The organism is Halococcus sediminicola (genome assembly GCF_000755245.1).
GTDB classification, from domain to species: Archaea; Halobacteriota; Halobacteria; order Halobacteriales; family Halococcaceae; genus Halococcus; species Halococcus sediminicola.
Genome location: NZ_BBMP01000022.1, coordinates 410,393 through 427,324, shown reverse-complemented (window position 1 = coordinate 427,324; position 16,932 = coordinate 410,393). Strand labels below are relative to the sequence as shown.

The following is a 16,932-nucleotide window of genomic DNA, read 5'->3' as shown; positions in this document are numbered from 1 at the left end:
CGGCACGATTCGACCGAAGCGATGGACCTCGAATCCGTTCCGGGGGTCGGCGCGAAGACCGCCGAGCGGCTCGATTCGCTGGAGAATCCCGAACGGGCGCTGCGGGAGGGCGACGTGGCGGCGCTCGCCCGCGCGCCCGGCATCTCGCCGGGGCGGGCGGCGGCCATCGCGCGCGGAGCCATCAGAGCCGAACACGACGATTCCGGGGAGTTCCTCGCCACCGAACGCTCGCGGGAGATATACCGCGACGTACTCGGTCTGCTTCAGGAGCGCGCGGTCACCGACGACGCCGCCCGGCGGCTGGAGACGCTCTTTCCCACCGGCAGTGCCTCGCGCATCGAGGAGGTCCGCGAGTGGGTCGAGCGGGCGATGGAGCGCGAAGCCGACCCCGACGTGCTCGAGGCACTCGCCGGCGTCGCGCCGCTCGAATCACCGTCCACGGGACGGATCCGTGAGCGCTGTCTCGCCACCACGGACGCCGAGCGCCACGCCGAGGCTCAAGACGCGTTCCCGGAGCTGTCGGTCGAGGCGGTCGAGAACACCCGAGAGCTGGCGGACCTCGCGCGCGGCTACGCGACGGTCATCGCGCTCGACGAAACCTTTGCCGGCGTCGATATCGACGGCGACGTGCGCGTCATGCCCGACGCGCTCGACAGTCCTGAAGAGGTGGTCCCCGAGCGCACGCTCGCCTTCTTCGCGCACAACCGCGAGCGCCTTCGAGCAGCCGCCGCCGTCCACCGCGCCGCGGATCTCGAATCCCCTCTCGACCTCGCGGCGCTCGAGACCCGCCTCTCGAACCTCGACGACGATGGCGGGGTGATCGGCGACGAGGAGCTCGACAGGCTCGAACGCGCCGTCGCGGACCTCGACGCGGCGGTCTCCACCGCCGAGAGCGTCGCCAACGACCGGCTCCGTGAGGCCATCGAGGAACGCGACGTCACTATCGAGGGCGCTGATCTGCTCTCGCTGGTCGAGCAGGGTGCGGGCGTCGACTCGTTGCTCTCGCGCGAACTCGAAGACGAACACGCCGCCGCCATCGACGCCGCGCGCGAGCAACTCGTCGACGCGCTGGCGCTCACCGACAGCGAGGCGGAGCTTGCGGTGCGGGCGTTCCCCGAGGAGCCGACGTTTCCGGTCGAACACGACGAGGGCGTCGTCAATCGGCTGCGCGAGGATCTGACGGTGGCGCGCGACCGCCGGGCGGCACAGTTGAAGCGCGGTCTCGCGGCCGACCTCGCCGGCATGCGCGAGGGCTGTGACGACCTCGTCCGGGCGGCGCTCGACCGCGACGTCGAACTCGCCGTTGCGCGCTTCGCCCGTGATTTCGACTGCGTCCTCCCCGCATTCGAGGGGACGGGCATCGCCGTCGAAGGTGGCTGCTCACCGCTGCTCGACTGCGCCTTCGCGGACGTCGAGCCGGTCGACTACGCGGTGTCGGGACCGACGCTGCTCTCGGGGGTGAACTCGGGGGGCAAGACATCGACGCTCGACCTGCTCGCGCTCGTGACGGTGCTTTCCCACATGGGCTTGCCCGTCCCCGCCGAATCGGTGCGCATCGAGCGCTACGAGGCGTTGCACTACCAAGCGAAAAGTCAGGGCACGCTCGATGCGGGTGCGTTCGAGGCCACGCTTCGGGAGTTCGCCGGGCTCGTCGCCGGCGAGACGCGACGGCTCGTGCTGGTCGACGAACTCGAAAGCATCACCGAACCCGGCGCGTCGGCGACCATCATCGCCGGCATCCTCGAAGCGCTCGCCGGCGAGACCACAGGGGTGTTCGTCTCGCATCTCGCCGGCGAGATCCGCGAGGCGGCCGATTTCGAGGTTTCGGTCGACGGTATCGAGGCCGTCGGACTCGAAGACGGCGAGTTGGTGGTCGAGCGCTCGCCGAAGAAGGGCGTTCTCGCGCGCTCGACGCCCGAACTCATCGTCGAGAAACTCGCTACCGAGGACGAAACGGGCGTGAACGGCGAGTTCTACGAGCGATTACTGGAGAAGTTCGAGTAGACCATCGTTTTTGGTCCCATTTTCGGTGGCTACATCGTTACCGCCAGTCCGATCGCGCTGTACGCCGCGATACCGAGCACGTACATGCCGAGTTGGAACTTGCCGGGTAACGAGAGCGAATCGGGCTGGTACTGCGATGGGTCCGTAACGTCTTGAAAGCCGACCGTACCACCCTCCTCGACGGTATCGAGATCGGCGTCCGACGCACCGAACAGCAACGGAAGAACGACGAGCGTGCCCAGTAACATGACCAGCGCGGCGAGACCGAACGCATACCCGACGACCTGACTCCCGACGAGTACGGCGAGAACGGTGCCACCGGCGTACAGAACGCCGTATTTGACCCCGAGACCGAGCACCACACGGCGGTCCATACGTTCGTTTTCCGTATTGTTACGGATATACTTTTGCCACGATTACACGTCTCGTCGAGCGACGCCACCCGTCTCGAATAACCATCGCTCATATCGCGCCGGCAATAATTACTGACAACTGATGAAGAGTTTTGGTAGGGGAGCCGGTAGCGCCGACATGGACGACGACCGGCGGTTCGACACGACGGCCATCGGCACGGGCGGGCGTTCCTCGGAGACCGGCGATGTGGTGCGGCCGATCCACCTCTCCTCGACGTTCGAGCTGGACGCGCTCGACCCGAGCATCGGTCTCGACGACGCCGATCCGGCGGCCGGCGAGTTCCTCTACTCGCGGCTCTCGAACCCGACGCGACACGCCCTCGAAGAACGCCTCGCGGCGCTCGAAGGCGGCGACCGCGCGTTCGCGTTCTCCTCGGGGACGGCGGCGATCGCGACCACAGTACTGTCCGTCGTCGAACCGGGCGACCACGTCGTCGCGTTCGACGGTCTCTACGCCGGGACGCAGCGACTCCTGGAGACCGTCTTCGAGAGCCGTCTCGACGTGGCCGTCGATTTCGTCGACGCGACCGACCCTGGGACCGTGGCGGCGGCCATCGAACCCGAGACGACGCTCGTGATGATGGAGACGCCGACCAACCCCCTGCTGAAACTCTGCGACATCGAGGCCATCGCGGCGGCGGTCGGCGACGCGACCTTCATCGTCGACAATACGTTCTTAAGTCCGTACTTCCAGCAGCCGCTCGATCTGGGTGCCGACGTCGTGGTCCACAGCACGACCAAGTACATTAACGGCCACTCCGACTCGGTCGGCGGCGCGGCGATCACGAGCGATGACGACCTCGCCGCGACGCTCGAATTCCACCAGCGGGTCGGGCTGGGCGACATGCTCGCGCCCTTCGATTCGTTCCTCGTCGCGCGCGGATTGAAGACGCTGCCCGTCCGGATGGAGCGCCACGAGGAGAACGCATCGATCCTCGCCACCCATCTCGACGAGCACGAGGCGGTTCGGGATGTGCACTATCCGGGCCTCGATAGCCATCCCCAGCACGAGCTCGCCCGCGCCCAACAATCGGGCTTCGGCGGCGTGCTCTCCTTCGAACTCGACGGCGACTTCGGCGATGCGCGGGCCTTCCTCGAAGCGCTCGACGTCTTCTCGCTCGCCGTGAGCCTCGGCGGCGTCGAGAGCCTCATCGAGCATCCCGCCGGGATGACCCACGAACCGATCCCGCGCGAGACGCGCCTCGCAAACGGCATCACCGACACCCTGATCCGGGTCTCGGTCGGCATCGAACACCCTGAGGACCTGCTCGCCGATCTCGAACGCGGCTTCGCGGCGGTCGAGCGGGCTGATGCCGCGGCGACCGACTGAGTCGGGGCAGATGGTCGGGGTGGGGAAGGGAGTGAGTTTTCAGAGTCCGCGCGTCGCCCCGCCGTTCCGGAAGTCCGCCGCGCCGGTGTACGCGCCGGTTTTCGGGTCTCGCTGAATCGTCATGACGTTGCCGAGCGTCGTGAACGGCGAGAGTTCGTAGCCCAGGTCGCGCAGCCCCTGCTGGACGTCCCCCGGAACGCTCGCCTCGGGGTAGACCGCGGGTTCGGAGTTGGCGTAGAGGCGCGGTTCGGCGACCGCTTCTGCCAAACTCATGTCGAACTCGACGATATTCAGTATCGTCTCGACGACCGTCGTGATGATGGTCGTGCCGCCGGGCGATCCCACCGTAAAGAACGGCTCGCCGTCGCGGAAGACGATGGTTGGACTCGTCGAGCTGAGCGGCCGCTTGAGGGGCTGGACCTCGTTCGGTCCGCCGGGTTCGGCGTCGAAGTCGGTGATCTCGTTGTTGAGCATAAATCCGTGGTCGGGAACCATGATGCCGCTCCCGAACAGCTGCTCGATGGTGCTCGTCCACGAGACCATGTTCCCCTCGCTGTCGGCGACCGTGAAGTGCGTCGTGCTGCCGCGCGGACTGGGGATGTACGGTCGCGGTGCGTCCTTGGCTTGGGAGGCGTCGTCGACAGTAAGCGGGTCGATGGCGTACGGCTCGCCGGGCTGGTAGCTCCACGGGTCGCCCGGCTGCTGGGTCTCGGTCGTCGCCTCCCCGAGTTCGATCATCCCGCGGCGCTCGTCGAGGTATTCGTCGTCGAGCAGCCCCTGCCACGGCGCGTCGACGAACTGCTTGTCGCCCATGTACTCGCCGCGGTCGGCGTAGGCGAGTTTGAACACCTCGGCCAGCAACTGCGAAACCTCGACCGACTGGCGGTCGTACTGAGAGAGGTCGAACGGTTCCAGTAGCGACAGAATGTTCGCGATCGTCAGCCCGCCGGAGCTCGGGAGCGGCTGGGTTCGGACGGTGACGTCGCCGTACTCGACGTATTCGGGCGTGTCGATGGTGACGTTGTACGCGCCCAGATCGGCGGGCGTCATGCTGCCGCCGTTCTCCTGGACGACGTTGGCGACCGCCTCGCCGATGCCACCTTTGTAGAGTGCGCCGACGCCCTCCTCGGCGATGGTCTCGAAGGTCGCCGCGAGGTCCGGTTGTTCGACCCGATCGCCGATACTGAGGGGTGTCCCACCGGGCGCGAACACCGATCGCGCGGCGTCGTTGAACTTCTCGTGCTCTTCCTCGATGGTTCGCCCGAGGTAGTAGTCGACACGTGCGCCACCCGCGAGGTCGATGGCCGGGTCGATAAGGTCGGCGATCTCCCGCGTGCCGAACCGCTTCAGCGCGATGTCGCAGGCTTTGAGCGTGCCGGGAACGCCGACCGCCTGCCCGAGCGTGATGCGCTCGTCGAACGGTATCGGTTCGCCGTCGTCGAGGAACATATCCGGTGTCGCGCCGAACGGCGCGCGCTCGCGGTTGTCCACCGAATAGAGTTCGTCCTCGCCCGCGTCGTAGACGAGCATGAACCCGCCGCCGCCGATTCCTGATGTGTGAGGCTGGACGACGTTGAGCGCGAACTGGACGGCGACCGCCGCATCGACCGCGTTGCCGCCTGCGTCGAGCACGTCGGCCCCGATGGTGCTCGCCCGCGGGTCCGACGAGGCGACCATCCCTTCGTCGCCCGTGGCCGTCTCGACCCGGTCGACGCGCTCGGTGTCATCCGGTCCGTCGTTGGCGGCCGCACGATTGGCCGCGACGGGGAACGCACCCGCGCTGAGCGCGACGGCCGACCCCTTCAGAAACGTCCGCCGCCGGGTTCGGCCCGCTTCCCCATCTACTGATTCGTATTCGATTTCTGTCCCTTCTTCGTCCGCTTTCCGCTGGCTGTCATCGTGTGCCATGCGTCCGGAACTCACATGACGACGTATTAACGCTACCTGATACATTATCCGCCAACCGATGGCGAAAACAACCGTCTCGACGCGGACCGGGCGGCACGCGAGGTGGCTGCTCGGGGTGTTGCGGATTCGGCTCGTCTCCAACAGTTACAAAACATCTACAAAAAACATACCTGGGTGGCTATCCGAGTGACGTCCATGTCCGGTTTACTGGAGGGTCGAACGGCCGTCATCACCGGGGCAGCGAGCGGGAACGGTCGAGGAATCGCCCGGCGGTTCGCCGAGGAGGGTGCGGACGTCGTCATCGCCGACATTCAGGAGGAAGACCGTCTCGGCGGGCAACCGACACACGAGTTGCTCGAAGCCGAAACCGACGTTCGCGCGGCGTTCGTCGAGTGTGATGTGACCGATCGCGAATCGGTCGAAGACGCCGTCGGGGCGGCTGAGGAGTTCGGCGGTATCGACGTGATGGTCAACAACGCGGGCATCATCGGTCCCCAGAAGCCGCTCACGGAGGTCGGTTACGAGGAGTATCGACAGCTCATGGACATCAACCTCGATGGTGTCTACTTCGGGACTCAAGCCGCAGCGGCGGCGATGATCGACGGGGACGACGGCGGCTCGATAGTCAACATGTCGAGCGCGGCCGGCTTCGAGGGCTACTCGAACCTCACCCCGTACTCGACCGCGAAAGGCGGCGTTCGACTGTTCTCGTACGCTGCAGCGGGCGACCTCGGTCAACACGACATTCGCGTCAACTCCATCCATCCGGGCCAGATCGACACTGCGATGACCTCCGAGGATATGGCTTCGGGCGAACCCGAGCAGAACGACCAAGCGACGCCTGGGATTCCGCTCGGCCGACCCGGCCTGCCGAAGGAGGTCGGCGATGTCGCCGTGTTCCTCGCGAGCGACCTCGCGAGTTACGTCACGGGTGAATCCATCCTCATCGACGGCGGACTGACGAACACCGGATAGGCCGCCGCCGAAGCCTTGAAGCCACCGGGGAGCGTGGTGAAAGTGATGGCCGAGGACGGCATGCTCTCGTGGGACGAGTCGCTCTTTCGGAACGAGCACGTCTTCGAGATCGACTACCTGCCCGAGACCTTCCAGCACCGCGACAAGCAGTTGGAGGGACTCCAGTACGCGCTCCGACCCGCCGTCCGTGGCTCGCGCCCACTCAACGCGATGGTGCGCGGCCCGCCCGGCACGGGGAAGACGACCGCCATCCAGAAACTGTTCGGTGAACTCGACGGCCGGCGCGGCGTGAGAACTGTGCGGGTGAACTGTCAGGTGGACTCGACGCGATACGCGGTCTTTTCACGCATCTTCGAACAGCTCTTCGAGTACGAACCACCGGCCAGCGGCGTCTCGTTCAAGAGCCTGTTCAAGCAGATCACCGACCACCTCACCGACGAGGAGGACGTTCTCACCGTGTGTCTCGACGACGTGAACTACCTCTTTTACGAAGGCGAGGCCTCCGACACGCTCTACTCGCTGCTCAGGGCACACGAGACCCACGCGGGCGCGAAGATCGGCGTCCTGCTGGTCTCTTCTGACCTCGACCTCGACGTGGTCGCCGAACTCGACGGCAGGGTCCAGAGTGTCTTTCGCCCGGAAGAAGTGTTCTTCCCGGCCTACGACGAGGAAGCCATCGTCGACATCCTCGGCGAGCGCGTCGCGCGCGGCTTCCGCGAGGGTGTGGTCGCCACCACGGTCCTCGACCGCGTCGCCGACCTCACCGCCGAGACGGGCGACCTCCGAGTCGGTATCGACCTGCTCAGGAGAGCGGGACTGAACGCCGAGCGGCGCGCGAGCGACACGGTCGAGCGCGAAGACGTCGAGACTGCCTACGAGACGGCCAGACACGTCCACCTCTCGCGGCGCGTGCGCGGGCTATCCGACCCCGAACGCGCTCTCTTGACGACCATCGCCGACCACGACGGCGAGCGCGCCGGTGAAGTCTACGAGGCCTTCCACGACGAGACGGACCTCGGCTACACGCGCTATTCGGAACTGGTCAACAAACTCGACCGCGTGGGACTGATCGAGACCGCCTACACCTCGGTCGACGGCCGCGGGCGCTCGCGCGAACTCTCGCTTTCCTACGACGCCGACGCCATCCGCGACCGGCTGTGACGCTACTCGTTGCCGGTCCAGCGAAGGAGTAATAACGTTCCCTCGAACAGGGTGATCATCGTCGCCGCCACCAAAATTGGGGCCATTCCCGTGGGGTCGGGGCTGAACAGGAAGGAGATCCCGAGGAAGGCACCCCAGAAGTAGAGGCGCTTGCTCGCGAGCCACGCCCGCGAGGTCACACCCATCATGATGGCGAGCATCACGAACAGCGGGATCTGGAAGACGAGCGCGAAAAAGCCCATCAGTAGCGTCATCAGCCCGAACGTCTCGGTCAGCCCGAACGCGATGTCCGTCACGCCCTGTGAGTACTGGAGGAAGTAGGTGAAGATCACCGGGAGGATGAGATAGAACGCGAAGGCGACGCCGGCGAGCGCGAGCACGAGGCTCGTCGGCACGGCCGCGAGGTAGTAGCGGCGCTCCGTGGGGTAGAGCCCCGGTCGCATGAAGCGGTAGGTCTGATAGACGAACAGGGGCAGGGCGATGACGAAGCCCGCGAGCGAGGACACCTTGAGGCGCGCGAGGATCAGCGCGAGCGGGTCGTACACACGGGGTTTGGCCGCTCCCGGCCCCATCGGTCCGGGCAACAGCTCGTACCAGATGAAGTTGATGAGGTCGTCGGCGACGGGGAAGACGACGCCGCTGACCAGCGCCATGACGACCAGCACGACCGCCAGCCGCTTGATCATCTCCTCGATGTGGTCGGCCAGCGGCATCTCGGTGTCTTCGAGCGGCGTGTTCTCGCCGTCGGCGACACCCGTCCCCGTCGATTCGGCCATCTAACGGGTGGTTTCGGCGTGGGTGTTGTAAGCCTTCTTCTCGCCGTCGGAACCGACAAGATTGATAACCGGGAGTCAGCAACCTTCTCGTAGGATGTCCGGAGCCGTCGACGACGACGTCCGCCGCTCGGTCGCGCGCGGGCGGGAGACGCTGGGTGCGCTGCTGTCGGCCGCCCAGACCCATCTCCAGAAGGTGGCCATCGTCTTCCTCGTCGCCTTCCTCGGCACGTTCTACGCGCTCTGGCTCTACGTCTGGGACCGCCTGAAGACCGATCTCTTCGCACGATTGCCGCCCGCCGTCGCCAAACAGACCTCGGTGGTCGCCACCACGCCGTTCGACGTGCCCCTTCTTCAAGTGAAGATCGCGCTGTTCGTCGGCGCGTTCGTTTCACTCCCTGTCCTGCTCTACTACTCGCGCGACGCGCTCAAGGCCCGTGGCTACTGGCCGCAGGTCGGCGCGCGCTGGAAACTCGCTCTCGTCGTGGTCTTCGCCGCGCTGTTGTTCCTCGTGGGCGCTTCCTACGGCTATTTCGTCTTCTTCCCGCTCATGTTCGAGTTCCTCGCGACGAACTCGGTGGCGGTCGGCTTCGAACCGACCTACTCGATCGTGCTCTGGGCACAGTTCATCCTCCTCCTGTCGCTGTCCTTCGGCGTCGCCGCCCAGCTCCCGCTCGTGATGACCGGTCTCTCGCTTTCGGGGGTCGTTCCCTACGAGACCTTCCGCGAGAAGTGGAAGTACGCCATCGTCGCCGCCTTCGGCTTCGGCGCGCTGTTCTCGCCCCCGGACCCCTTCACCCAGGTGCTCTGGGCGGTCCCCATCGTCTTTCTCTACGTGCTCAGTCTCGGCCTCACGCGCTTCGTCGTCACCCTCCAGCGCGGTGGCAGCGCGGTCAGCGTCCGCGGCGTCGTCCGCGACCGCTGGGCGCGGATTCTCGGCGTTCCCATACTGGTCGCCGGCGTCGTCGCAGGAGCCATCGTCGCGGGCTTCGGCGGCTACTTCAACCGGGTCATCGTCCCTCGGATACCCTTCTATACGCCCGCCGAACCCGTCTTCAAGTACATCGGGCCGATGCTCGGCCTGCCCAGGGACGCGGCCATCGCAGTGGTTGCGGCCGCCGTCCTGCTCGCGCTGGTCGTCGTCGCGCTCGTCTACTACGTCTATCGCGCCGTCGAGCACGCTGCCAGCCAGCCCGGTCGTCCCGACAGCCCCGCGAGCATCGACGTCGCCGACCTCGACGAGGCGGGCGTTCGGGCCGCGCCGGTCGAGGCGTTCACCGCGATGAGCGAACAGGAGGCGACCGCGCAGGCGAGCATGGCGATGAGCGACGGCGACCCGAACAAGGCACAGGCTATCCTCGACCGCTTCGACGAGGCTCAAAGCGCCGACGAAGCGGACGACGAGGTGCACGAGACCGAACCGGTAGCCGAGAGCACGGTCGACGAGGCCGAAATCGCGGAATCGGACGAAAGCAACGCCTTCACCCGAATGACTGCCGGGGTGGTCGATGGGTTCACTGCCGAGGAGACCACCGAAGACGACATCGGCGGTTACTACTACGACATCGCCTTCGTCCTCAACAGCCTGCGCTCGCGTGCGTTCCTCCTGTTCGGACTGTTCATGGCCGTGCTCGCCGGCACGTTCATCTGGCTCTCACAGGGCGGCATCGGCGGCATTCAGACGGACTTCCTCACTCGATTGCCTGCGGCTGTCCGCCCTGAACAGGTCGGCGTCGTCGAACTCCACCCCGTCGAGGCGCTCGTCTTCGAGATCAAGCTCAGTACGCTGCTGGCGGTGCTCGCCATCCTCCCGTTCTTCCTCTACTGGGCGTGGCCGGCACTGCGCGAGCGGGGACTGGCCGGCGGCGACAGACGAGTGCTGTTCGCCTGGGCCGGCGCGATGCTGGCGAGCCTGGCCGGCGGCGTCGCCGTCGGCTACACCACCGTGGCCCCCACGGTCATCTCGTGGCTCGCCGCTGACGTCGTCGGCTCGAACATGGTGGTCGCCTACCGCATCAGCGCCGCGGGCTGGCTCGTCTTCTTCACGACCGCCGGCATCGGCTTGCTCGCGATGATCCCCGTGACGATGGTGCTCTTTCACCGTGGGGGGTTGGTCCCCTACGGCGCGATGCGCAACCGCTGGCGCGAGGTGACCGTCGGCGTCTTCGCGTTCACCGCCTACGCCTCGCCACGCGGCGTGTTCATGATGTTCATCATCGGGATTCCGATCATGCTCTGCTACGGATTGGGACTCGGCTTGCTCTGGATATATACCCTCGGCGGGCGGCGCACCACCCGTGGCCAGCGCGAGAGCGCCGACTGACCGAACGGCCTATCTATCCGTGGCGTTCGCCTCCGATATGACACGCTTCTCGACGGATATCGCCTGGAGGCCACGATGAGCGATCGTGGGGCCTCCGGCATTCAGGTCGCGCTGATCGCCCTCTTTACCACGGCGCTCGTGACCGCCCAGCTCACCGCGACCAAGGTGCTCGCGTTCTCGATCCCGTTCTCGCTGCCGGTCGTCGGCGCGGAGCTGATCCTGCCGGGGGCGTCGCTGGCCTACGCGCTGACCTTCCTCGCCTCCGATTGCTATGCGGAGCTGTACGGCCGGCGGGCGGCCCACGTCCTCGTCAACCTCGGCTTCGCGATGAACCTCGTTCTCTTGGGGCTAGTCTGGGCGACGATCGCCGCCCCCGCCGCGGCCAGCAGCGCGGTCGATCCTGGAACGTTCGCCGCGGTGCTCGGCGCGAGCACCAACGTCGTCCTGGGAAGCCTGCTCGCCTATCTCGTCAGCCAGAACTGGGACGTGTTCGTCTTCCACCGGCTCAAGGAGTACACCGACGGGCGCGCGCTCTGGCTGCGCAACGTCGGCTCGACGGCGACGAGTCAGGCGATCGACACAGTCATTTTCGTCGGCGTCGCGTTCTACCTCGCGCCCGAACTGCTCGGCGTCGGCAGCGCGCTCCCGCCGTCCATCCTGCTCGGGCTCGGTATCGGCCAGTACCTGCTCAAACTCCTCATCGCACTCCTCGATACGCCCGTGGTCTACGCTATTGTCGGCTACGCGCGCTCACGGACGACGGCCGGATCGGCCGCCGGCGCTGACTGACTTTCTCCCCGCTCTCACTCGTCGTCGGCCGATTCCAGCTCCGCCCGGCCGCTGGTCGCGCTCAGTAGTCGTTCGCGCAATTCCTCGGCGTCGGCGCTCGGTACGCGCACCGCGAAGGCCGCCCGCTCTTCGTACTCGGCCTCGAAGTCCACTGCACTGCTTTCGAGGATGCCCCGCACAGTCCCCGAATCGTCGTAATCGACGGCGAGGCGGAGCCGCTCGTGCGGGCGCTGTGCGACGGTTCCGGCCTCGTCGAGCGCGAGCTTCACCGCCCGGCCGTAGGCGCGTGCGAGTCCGCCGACGCCGAGGTTCGTCCCGCCGTAGTAGCGCGTGACGACCGCCGCGACGTTCTCCAGTTCCTCGCGTTCCAGAACCGTGAGTGCGGGCTTGCCAGCCGACCCGCCGGGCTCGCCGTCGTCGCTCGCGTATTCCCTGAGTGGATCGGCGCGCACCCGGTAGGCGGGCACGTTGTGCGACGCGTCCGGATGTTCGTTTTCGATAGCGGCGACGAACGCCTCGGCGTCGCCGACCGTTTCGGCGGGTGCGATGTAACCGATGAACCGCGAGCCGCGCTCCTCGAAGGCCGCCTCGCCGCGGCCTTCGACCGTGCGGTAGGTCTCGCTCATTCGAGTTCGAGCTTGCGGACGAATTCCAACTCTCGAATCTCGGTCAGTACCTCACCCGGCAGCGGTTCGTCGGTGATGATCGACAGCCGCGGCTCGTCGGTGAACTCGGGATCCTCGCTGATCGTCTGGCGGATCGAGACGTCGTGATCGGCGATCACGGTCGTGACGCGAGCGACGATGCCGACCCCCTCGGCGTCGCCGACCGCGACGGTGAGCACCGAGAGATCGAGCACCGGCGCGAGGTCCTTCAAACTGGGGACCGCCGAGATGTTTCGAAAGATCGGCCGCAATTCGTCGTCGTCGAGCAGCGCGTCGGTCGTCGAGTCCACGACTCTCCGATCGACGCCGACCTCGGTCGCGACCTGCGTGTTCGGGATCTCGATGTCGCCCGAGACGACCCGGCCCTCTTCGCTGACCGAGAAGCCACGTTCGAGCAGCAGCCTGACGACGGCCTGCTGGCCCGGACTGCCAGCGAACTTCGCCATGATCTCGTCGAACACTACAGGGAACCCTTCGTGCTCGGCGTTCCCTCGCGGCGCTCGTCGGGCCGGGTGGCGTCGTCGAGCGCCCGCGCGACGGCCTTGAACAGCGCCTCGATCTCGTGGTGGGCGTTCTCGCCCGTCACTTCAGTGTGCAAGGTCAGCCCGGCGTTCATGGCGAGCGATCGGAAGAAGTGGGGTGCCATCACGCTCGTGAACTCCCCGACCGTGGCCTGCGAGAGTTCGCCATCGAACCGAAAGAGCGGTCGGCCCGACACGTCGACGACAGCGCCCGCGACGGCCTCGTCGAGCGGGACTTTCCGATCGGCGAAGCGCCGAATCCCGGCGCGGTCGCCGAGCGCCTCGTCGAAGGCCGTCCCGAGCGCGATGGCGACGTCCTCGACGGTGTGGTGGTCGTCGATAGCGAGGTCGCCGTCGCAGGTGATTTCGAGGTCGAACAGGCCGTGTTTGGCGAACGAATCGAGCATGTGATCGAAGAAACCGATTCCCGTCTCGGTGGTCGAGTCGCCGTCGCCATCGACGACGAGCGACACCTCGATGTCCGTCTCGGCCGTTGCGCGCGTCACGGTCCCAGTCCGGGGCATACGGGTGCTCTCCCGGGCAGACGTAAGGCCGTTGTGCTCCGTGAGATGGCCCTCACTCGTCCGCGACGCTCTCGACGGCCTCCTCCAGTGTGAACCGTCCCTCGTAGAGCGCGCTGCCGACGACGACCGCGCTCGCGCCCGCCTCCCGAAGCGTCCGGATGTCGTCGATGGTGCCGACGCCGCCGCTGGCGACGACCGGGATCGAGACCGCCTCGGCGACGCGACGCACGCGCTCGGCGTCGACACCCTCCAGCCGACCCTCGACGTCGACGTCGGTGAACAGGATCCCGCCCGCACCGCGCTTTTCGTACTCGGCGGCCGCCGCGGCGGGATTCAAACCTGTGCCCTCGGTCCAGCCCGCGACGACGACTTCGCCGCCTTTGGCGTCGAGGCTCACGAGCACCCGTCCGGGATGGGTCTCACCGATTTCGGTGACGAGAGCCGGGTTCTCGACGGCTGCGGTCCCCAGAATGACGCGCTCGACGCCGCTATCGAGCAGCGTCCGAGCGTCGTCGGCGGTACGGATCCCGCCGCCCAGTTGCACGGGAACGTCGACCGCCTCGACGATGCGTTCGATCGCCGGCGCGTTCTCGCGCTCGCCGTCGAAGGCCCCATCGAGGTCGACGAGATGGAGCGTGCGCGCGCCCGCCGCGACCCAACGCTCGGCCGCCTCGACCGGGTCGCCGTACTCCGTTCCACTGCCGCGCTCGCCGCCGACGAGCTGGACGACCGCCCCCGCCTGCACGTCGACGGCGGGGATCACCTCGTATCCCTCGAACATGGGGCCACTCCGTGAGCGCCGGCCTAAACCCGTCGGAATCGCCGCCGATAACTTACGAACTGGTTTCTGATGAGAGAGCAAGAACTATCCGTTCGGCATCGTATGAGGGATCATGGCTCTCTCGGCTCTCTTCGTCGTCGGTCTCGCGGTCGCGGTGTTCGTCGGCTTCAACGTCGGCGGATCGAACATCGGCGTCGCCTTCGGGCCGGCCGCCGGCGCGAGCGCGGTCTCGAAGACCGGCGCGGCGGCGCTCATGACGATCTCGTTTTTCCTCGGCGGCTGGACGGTCGGGCGTGGCGTTGTCAAGACGATGGGCGGGCGGATCGTCCCGTCGAGTTACTTCACGCCCGAGACGAGCGTCGTCGTGCTCTTTTTCATCGGATTCGCGCTCTTCCTCGCCAACGTCGTGGGGGTCCCGGCCTCGACATCGATGACCGGCGTCGGCTCGATCGCGGGGCTGGGGCTGGCGAGCGAGGCGCTCGACTGGGCGACGATGACCGAGATCCTCACGTGGTGGCTCGTCTCGCCAGTCATCGCCTTCTGGGTCAGCGGCGTCATCGGGCGGTACTACTACCCCCGACTCGCCCGCTTGCTCGCCGTCAACCAATCCGACGGATCGCTGCTCGCACTCGACCGCACGGGAACGGTTCCGCGGCCGAAACTCGGCACGAACACCACGCGGCGCGAGGCCGTCGGCACGGTCGCGGTGGTCGCCGTGGCCTGCTATACCGCGTTCAGCGCCGGCACGTCGAACGCGGCCAACGCCATCGCGCCGCTCGTGGGGGCTGGTACGCTCGGGATGGAACCGGGACTGCTACTCGTGGGGGTGGCGGTCGGGCTTGGCGCGTTCACCATCGGCCGGCGGACCATCGCCACGATGGGCGATGACCTCACCGAGATGCCGCTGCTCGCGGCGCTCGTGGTCGCGGTCGTGAGTTCGACGCTCGTCACTGTTCTGTCGTGGTTCGATATTCCAGTAAGTGTGGTTATCATCGCCACGATGTCCATCGTCGGACTCGGCTGGGGACGAGCGACCCGGACGACGACCGTCGCCGAGGCCGTCGAGGAACCACCCGACGTGTCGATAGACGCGCTGGCCGGCGACGACGTTCCGACCGTCGGCGAGGGTGGCACGCCAGACGCGCACGAGCCGCCGGCGATCGGCGAAGAGGACGTGCCGGCGGCCGCGGATCTCTTCGAACCGACCACGACCGCGAAGGTCATCGCCCTCCAGAACCTCGTGCCCGCCATCTCGACGGTTGCGGCCTACCTCGTCTTTCGATTTCTCCCGGTCTTTTGAGCGATTCGGTGGTGCAAACAGCAACATCTAACAGTCCGGGGCGAGAACAGCGGGTGATGCCCACAGTAGAATACGTCAACTACGAAGTGTTCGACGACCAGGGATGGGAGATCGACGACGACGACCTCTTCGAGAAGGCCGAAGACGCCGGTCTCGGCGAGGAGGACTACGGCTCGCTCGACGTCAACGAATCGGAATACATTCTCGAAGCCGCCGAAGCACAGGGCTACGACTGGCCCTTCTCGTGCCGCGCTGGCGCGTGCGCCAACTGCGCGGCCATCGTCAAGGAGGGCGAGATCGACATGGACATGCAGCAGATCCTCTCCGACGAGGAAGTCGAGGACCGCAACGTGCGTCTGACCTGCATCGGCAGCCCCGCCGCCGACACCGTGAAGATCGTCTACAACGCCAAACACCTCGACTACCTCCAGAACCGCGTTATCTAAACCCACTTTTTCAGACGGGGTCCTCGCTCGCGCCTTCGGCGCTCACTCGAACCCCGACCAAAAACCTGGACTAAAAACACCCGCTCACTCGCCGACGGCTCGTTCGCGGCGAATCGTGCTCGTTTCACTCGCACGGATGCTACACTTTCCGCACAGCACCGCCTCCGCCGAAGCCCTCGCTCCTTTCAGTCGCTCGCCCTTCATCCACCAAGGACCGCGACCGCACCGCGGCCGCAACGCCGCCGGCCACCGAACGGTTTTGGCGCTGGATGGCGAGAGGAGAGTATGACACGAACGGCCGTCATCGCGGGCGTCGGTCCCGGTCTGGGCGCGTCGATAGCGCGAAAGTTCGTCGCCGAGGGTTGTGCGGTCGGCCTGTTCGCGCGCTCGGCGGAGTTCATCGAAGACCTCGCCGACGAACTGAACGAGGACGGTGACGCGCTTGCGGTCCAGACCGATATCACCGACGCCGAAGCGGTCAAAGCGGGCTTCGATGAAGTCCGCGAAGCGTTCGGTCCCGTCGACGTGCTCGTCAATCACGCGAGCGGCGGCGCGTGGAAGCGACTGATGGATCTCTCTGGTGAGGAGTTCGAGCACGCGCTCGCGGTCGGCACTCAGGGCGGGTTTCACTGCTCACAGGAGGCCGTCGCGGACATGCTCGAAGAGGGCAGCGGCACGGTGATCTTCACGGGGGCGACCTCCTCAGTACGAGGAAACAAGGGCGCGCTCGCCTTTTCGACGGCGAAGTTCGCCGTCCGTGGCATGGCCGAGTCGATGGCCCGCGACCTCGGTCCTCGAGGTATTCACGTCGCCCACGTCGTCATCGACGGCGGCATCCGCCCGCCCGACAGCGAGGTCCACAATCCAGAGGAGTATCTCGACCCCGACGCCATCGCCGCAAGCTACTGGCACTTAGTCGGACAGGACCCGAGTGCGTGGACGCTCGAACTCGACCTCCGACCACACACGGAAGAGTTCTGATTACTGATTACGCCTCGAAGCCGTCCTCGAACCGGAAG

The 16,932-nt window shown here is 66.5% G+C and carries 16 protein-coding genes; 9 read left to right on the top strand and 7 right to left on the bottom strand.

The window, feature by feature from the left end; translation table 11 throughout:
- Window positions 1-21: 21 nt before the first annotated feature.
- Window positions 22-2,004, top strand: a complete 1,983-nt coding sequence (locus tag ACP97_RS11345; protein ID WP_049997924.1) for a MutS-related protein — start codon at window positions 22-24, stop codon at window positions 2,002-2,004.
- Between the two features lie 29 nt (window positions 2,005-2,033).
- Here ACP97_RS11345 and ACP97_RS11340 read toward each other — a convergent pair whose 3' ends face one another.
- Window positions 2,034-2,378 carry a hypothetical protein gene (locus ACP97_RS11340; protein WP_049997923.1) on the bottom strand — a complete coding sequence of 115 codons (345 nt, stop codon included), beginning with the start codon at window positions 2,376-2,378 and terminating at the stop codon, window positions 2,034-2,036.
- A gap of 157 nt (window positions 2,379-2,535) precedes the next feature.
- Here ACP97_RS11340 and ACP97_RS11335 point away from each other — a divergent pair, with 157 nt between their 5' ends.
- On the top strand, window positions 2,536-3,747 hold the full coding sequence (locus ACP97_RS11335; RefSeq protein ID WP_049997922.1) for a trans-sulfuration enzyme family protein: 1,212 nt from the start codon (window positions 2,536-2,538) through the stop codon (window positions 3,745-3,747).
- 39 nt (window positions 3,748-3,786) lie between these two features.
- Here ACP97_RS11335 and ggt read toward each other — a convergent pair whose 3' ends face one another.
- Window positions 3,787-5,655 (bottom strand): gamma-glutamyltransferase, encoded by a 1,869-nt coding sequence (ggt, locus tag ACP97_RS11330; RefSeq protein ID WP_049997921.1) that lies wholly within the window; start codon window positions 5,653-5,655, stop codon window positions 3,787-3,789.
- Window positions 5,656-5,850: 195 nt separating this feature from the next.
- Here ggt and ACP97_RS11325 point away from each other — a divergent pair, with 195 nt between their 5' ends.
- Window positions 5,851-6,630, top strand: a complete 780-nt coding sequence (locus tag ACP97_RS11325; RefSeq protein ID WP_049997920.1) for an SDR family oxidoreductase — start codon at window positions 5,851-5,853, stop codon at window positions 6,628-6,630.
- Window positions 6,631-6,675: 45 nt separating this feature from the next.
- On the top strand, window positions 6,676-7,791 hold the full coding sequence (locus ACP97_RS11320; protein WP_049997919.1) for an ORC1-type DNA replication protein: 1,116 nt from the start codon (window positions 6,676-6,678) through the stop codon (window positions 7,789-7,791).
- Between the two features lie 2 nt (window positions 7,792-7,793).
- Here ACP97_RS11320 and tatC read toward each other — a convergent pair whose 3' ends face one another.
- Window positions 7,794-8,567, bottom strand: coding sequence for a twin-arginine translocase subunit TatC (gene tatC, locus ACP97_RS11315; RefSeq protein WP_049997918.1), 774 nt, complete (start codon window positions 8,565-8,567; stop codon window positions 7,794-7,796).
- A 94-nt stretch (window positions 8,568-8,661) separates the two neighbouring features.
- On the opposite strand from tatC, the gene ACP97_RS11310 reads away from it, so the two are divergent.
- Together ACP97_RS11310 and ACP97_RS11305 are read left to right on the top strand one after the other, a co-directional pair.
- Window positions 8,662-10,887, top strand: coding sequence for a twin-arginine translocase subunit TatC (locus ACP97_RS11310; RefSeq protein WP_049997917.1), 2,226 nt, complete (start codon window positions 8,662-8,664; stop codon window positions 10,885-10,887).
- Window positions 10,888-10,962: 75 nt separating this feature from the next.
- The gene (locus ACP97_RS11305; protein WP_049997916.1) at window positions 10,963-11,676 is read left to right on the top strand and encodes a queuosine precursor transporter; all 714 of its coding nucleotides are present in this window, start codon (window positions 10,963-10,965) and stop codon (window positions 11,674-11,676) included.
- Between the two features lie 14 nt (window positions 11,677-11,690).
- Here ACP97_RS11305 and ACP97_RS11300 read toward each other — a convergent pair whose 3' ends face one another.
- The 4 genes from ACP97_RS11300 to hisA are packed head-to-tail and all read right to left on the bottom strand — an operon-like array spanning window position 11,691 to window position 14,167.
- Complete coding sequence (locus ACP97_RS11300; protein ID WP_049997915.1) at window positions 11,691-12,302, bottom strand: IMPACT family protein; 612 nt, start codon at window positions 12,300-12,302, stop codon at window positions 11,691-11,693.
- Window positions 12,299-12,802, bottom strand: a complete 504-nt coding sequence (locus ACP97_RS11295) for an amino acid-binding protein (protein ID WP_049997914.1) — start codon at window positions 12,800-12,802, stop codon at window positions 12,299-12,301. Before ACP97_RS11295 ends, ACP97_RS11300 begins: the two co-directional genes overlap by 4 nt.
- Window positions 12,802-13,386: an imidazoleglycerol-phosphate dehydratase HisB gene (gene hisB / locus ACP97_RS11290; protein WP_049997913.1), complete on the bottom strand. Its 585-nt coding sequence runs from the start codon at window positions 13,384-13,386 to the stop codon at window positions 12,802-12,804. The genes ACP97_RS11295 and hisB overlap by 1 nt, the downstream gene beginning before the upstream one ends.
- A gap of 52 nt (window positions 13,387-13,438) precedes the next feature.
- Window positions 13,439-14,167 (bottom strand): 1-(5-phosphoribosyl)-5-[(5-phosphoribosylamino)methylideneamino]imidazole-4-carboxamide isomerase, encoded by a 729-nt coding sequence (hisA, locus tag ACP97_RS11285; protein WP_049997912.1) that lies wholly within the window; start codon window positions 14,165-14,167, stop codon window positions 13,439-13,441.
- Window positions 14,168-14,279: 112 nt separating this feature from the next.
- Between hisA and ACP97_RS11280 the strand changes: the two genes are divergently transcribed.
- The 3 genes from ACP97_RS11280 (at window position 14,280) to ACP97_RS11270 (ending at window position 16,894) form a co-directional block, all read left to right on the top strand.
- Complete coding sequence (locus tag ACP97_RS11280; RefSeq protein WP_049997911.1) at window positions 14,280-15,467, top strand: inorganic phosphate transporter; 1,188 nt, start codon at window positions 14,280-14,282, stop codon at window positions 15,465-15,467.
- Between the two features lie 56 nt (window positions 15,468-15,523).
- A complete protein-coding gene (gene fer / locus ACP97_RS11275; RefSeq protein ID WP_049997910.1) occupies window positions 15,524-15,913 on the top strand; it encodes a ferredoxin Fer in 390 nt (129 codons plus the stop codon).
- 285 nt (window positions 15,914-16,198) lie between these two features.
- Complete coding sequence (locus tag ACP97_RS11270; protein WP_049997909.1) at window positions 16,199-16,894, top strand: SDR family NAD(P)-dependent oxidoreductase; 696 nt, start codon at window positions 16,199-16,201, stop codon at window positions 16,892-16,894.
- The last annotated feature ends 38 nt before the right edge of the window (window positions 16,895-16,932 follow it).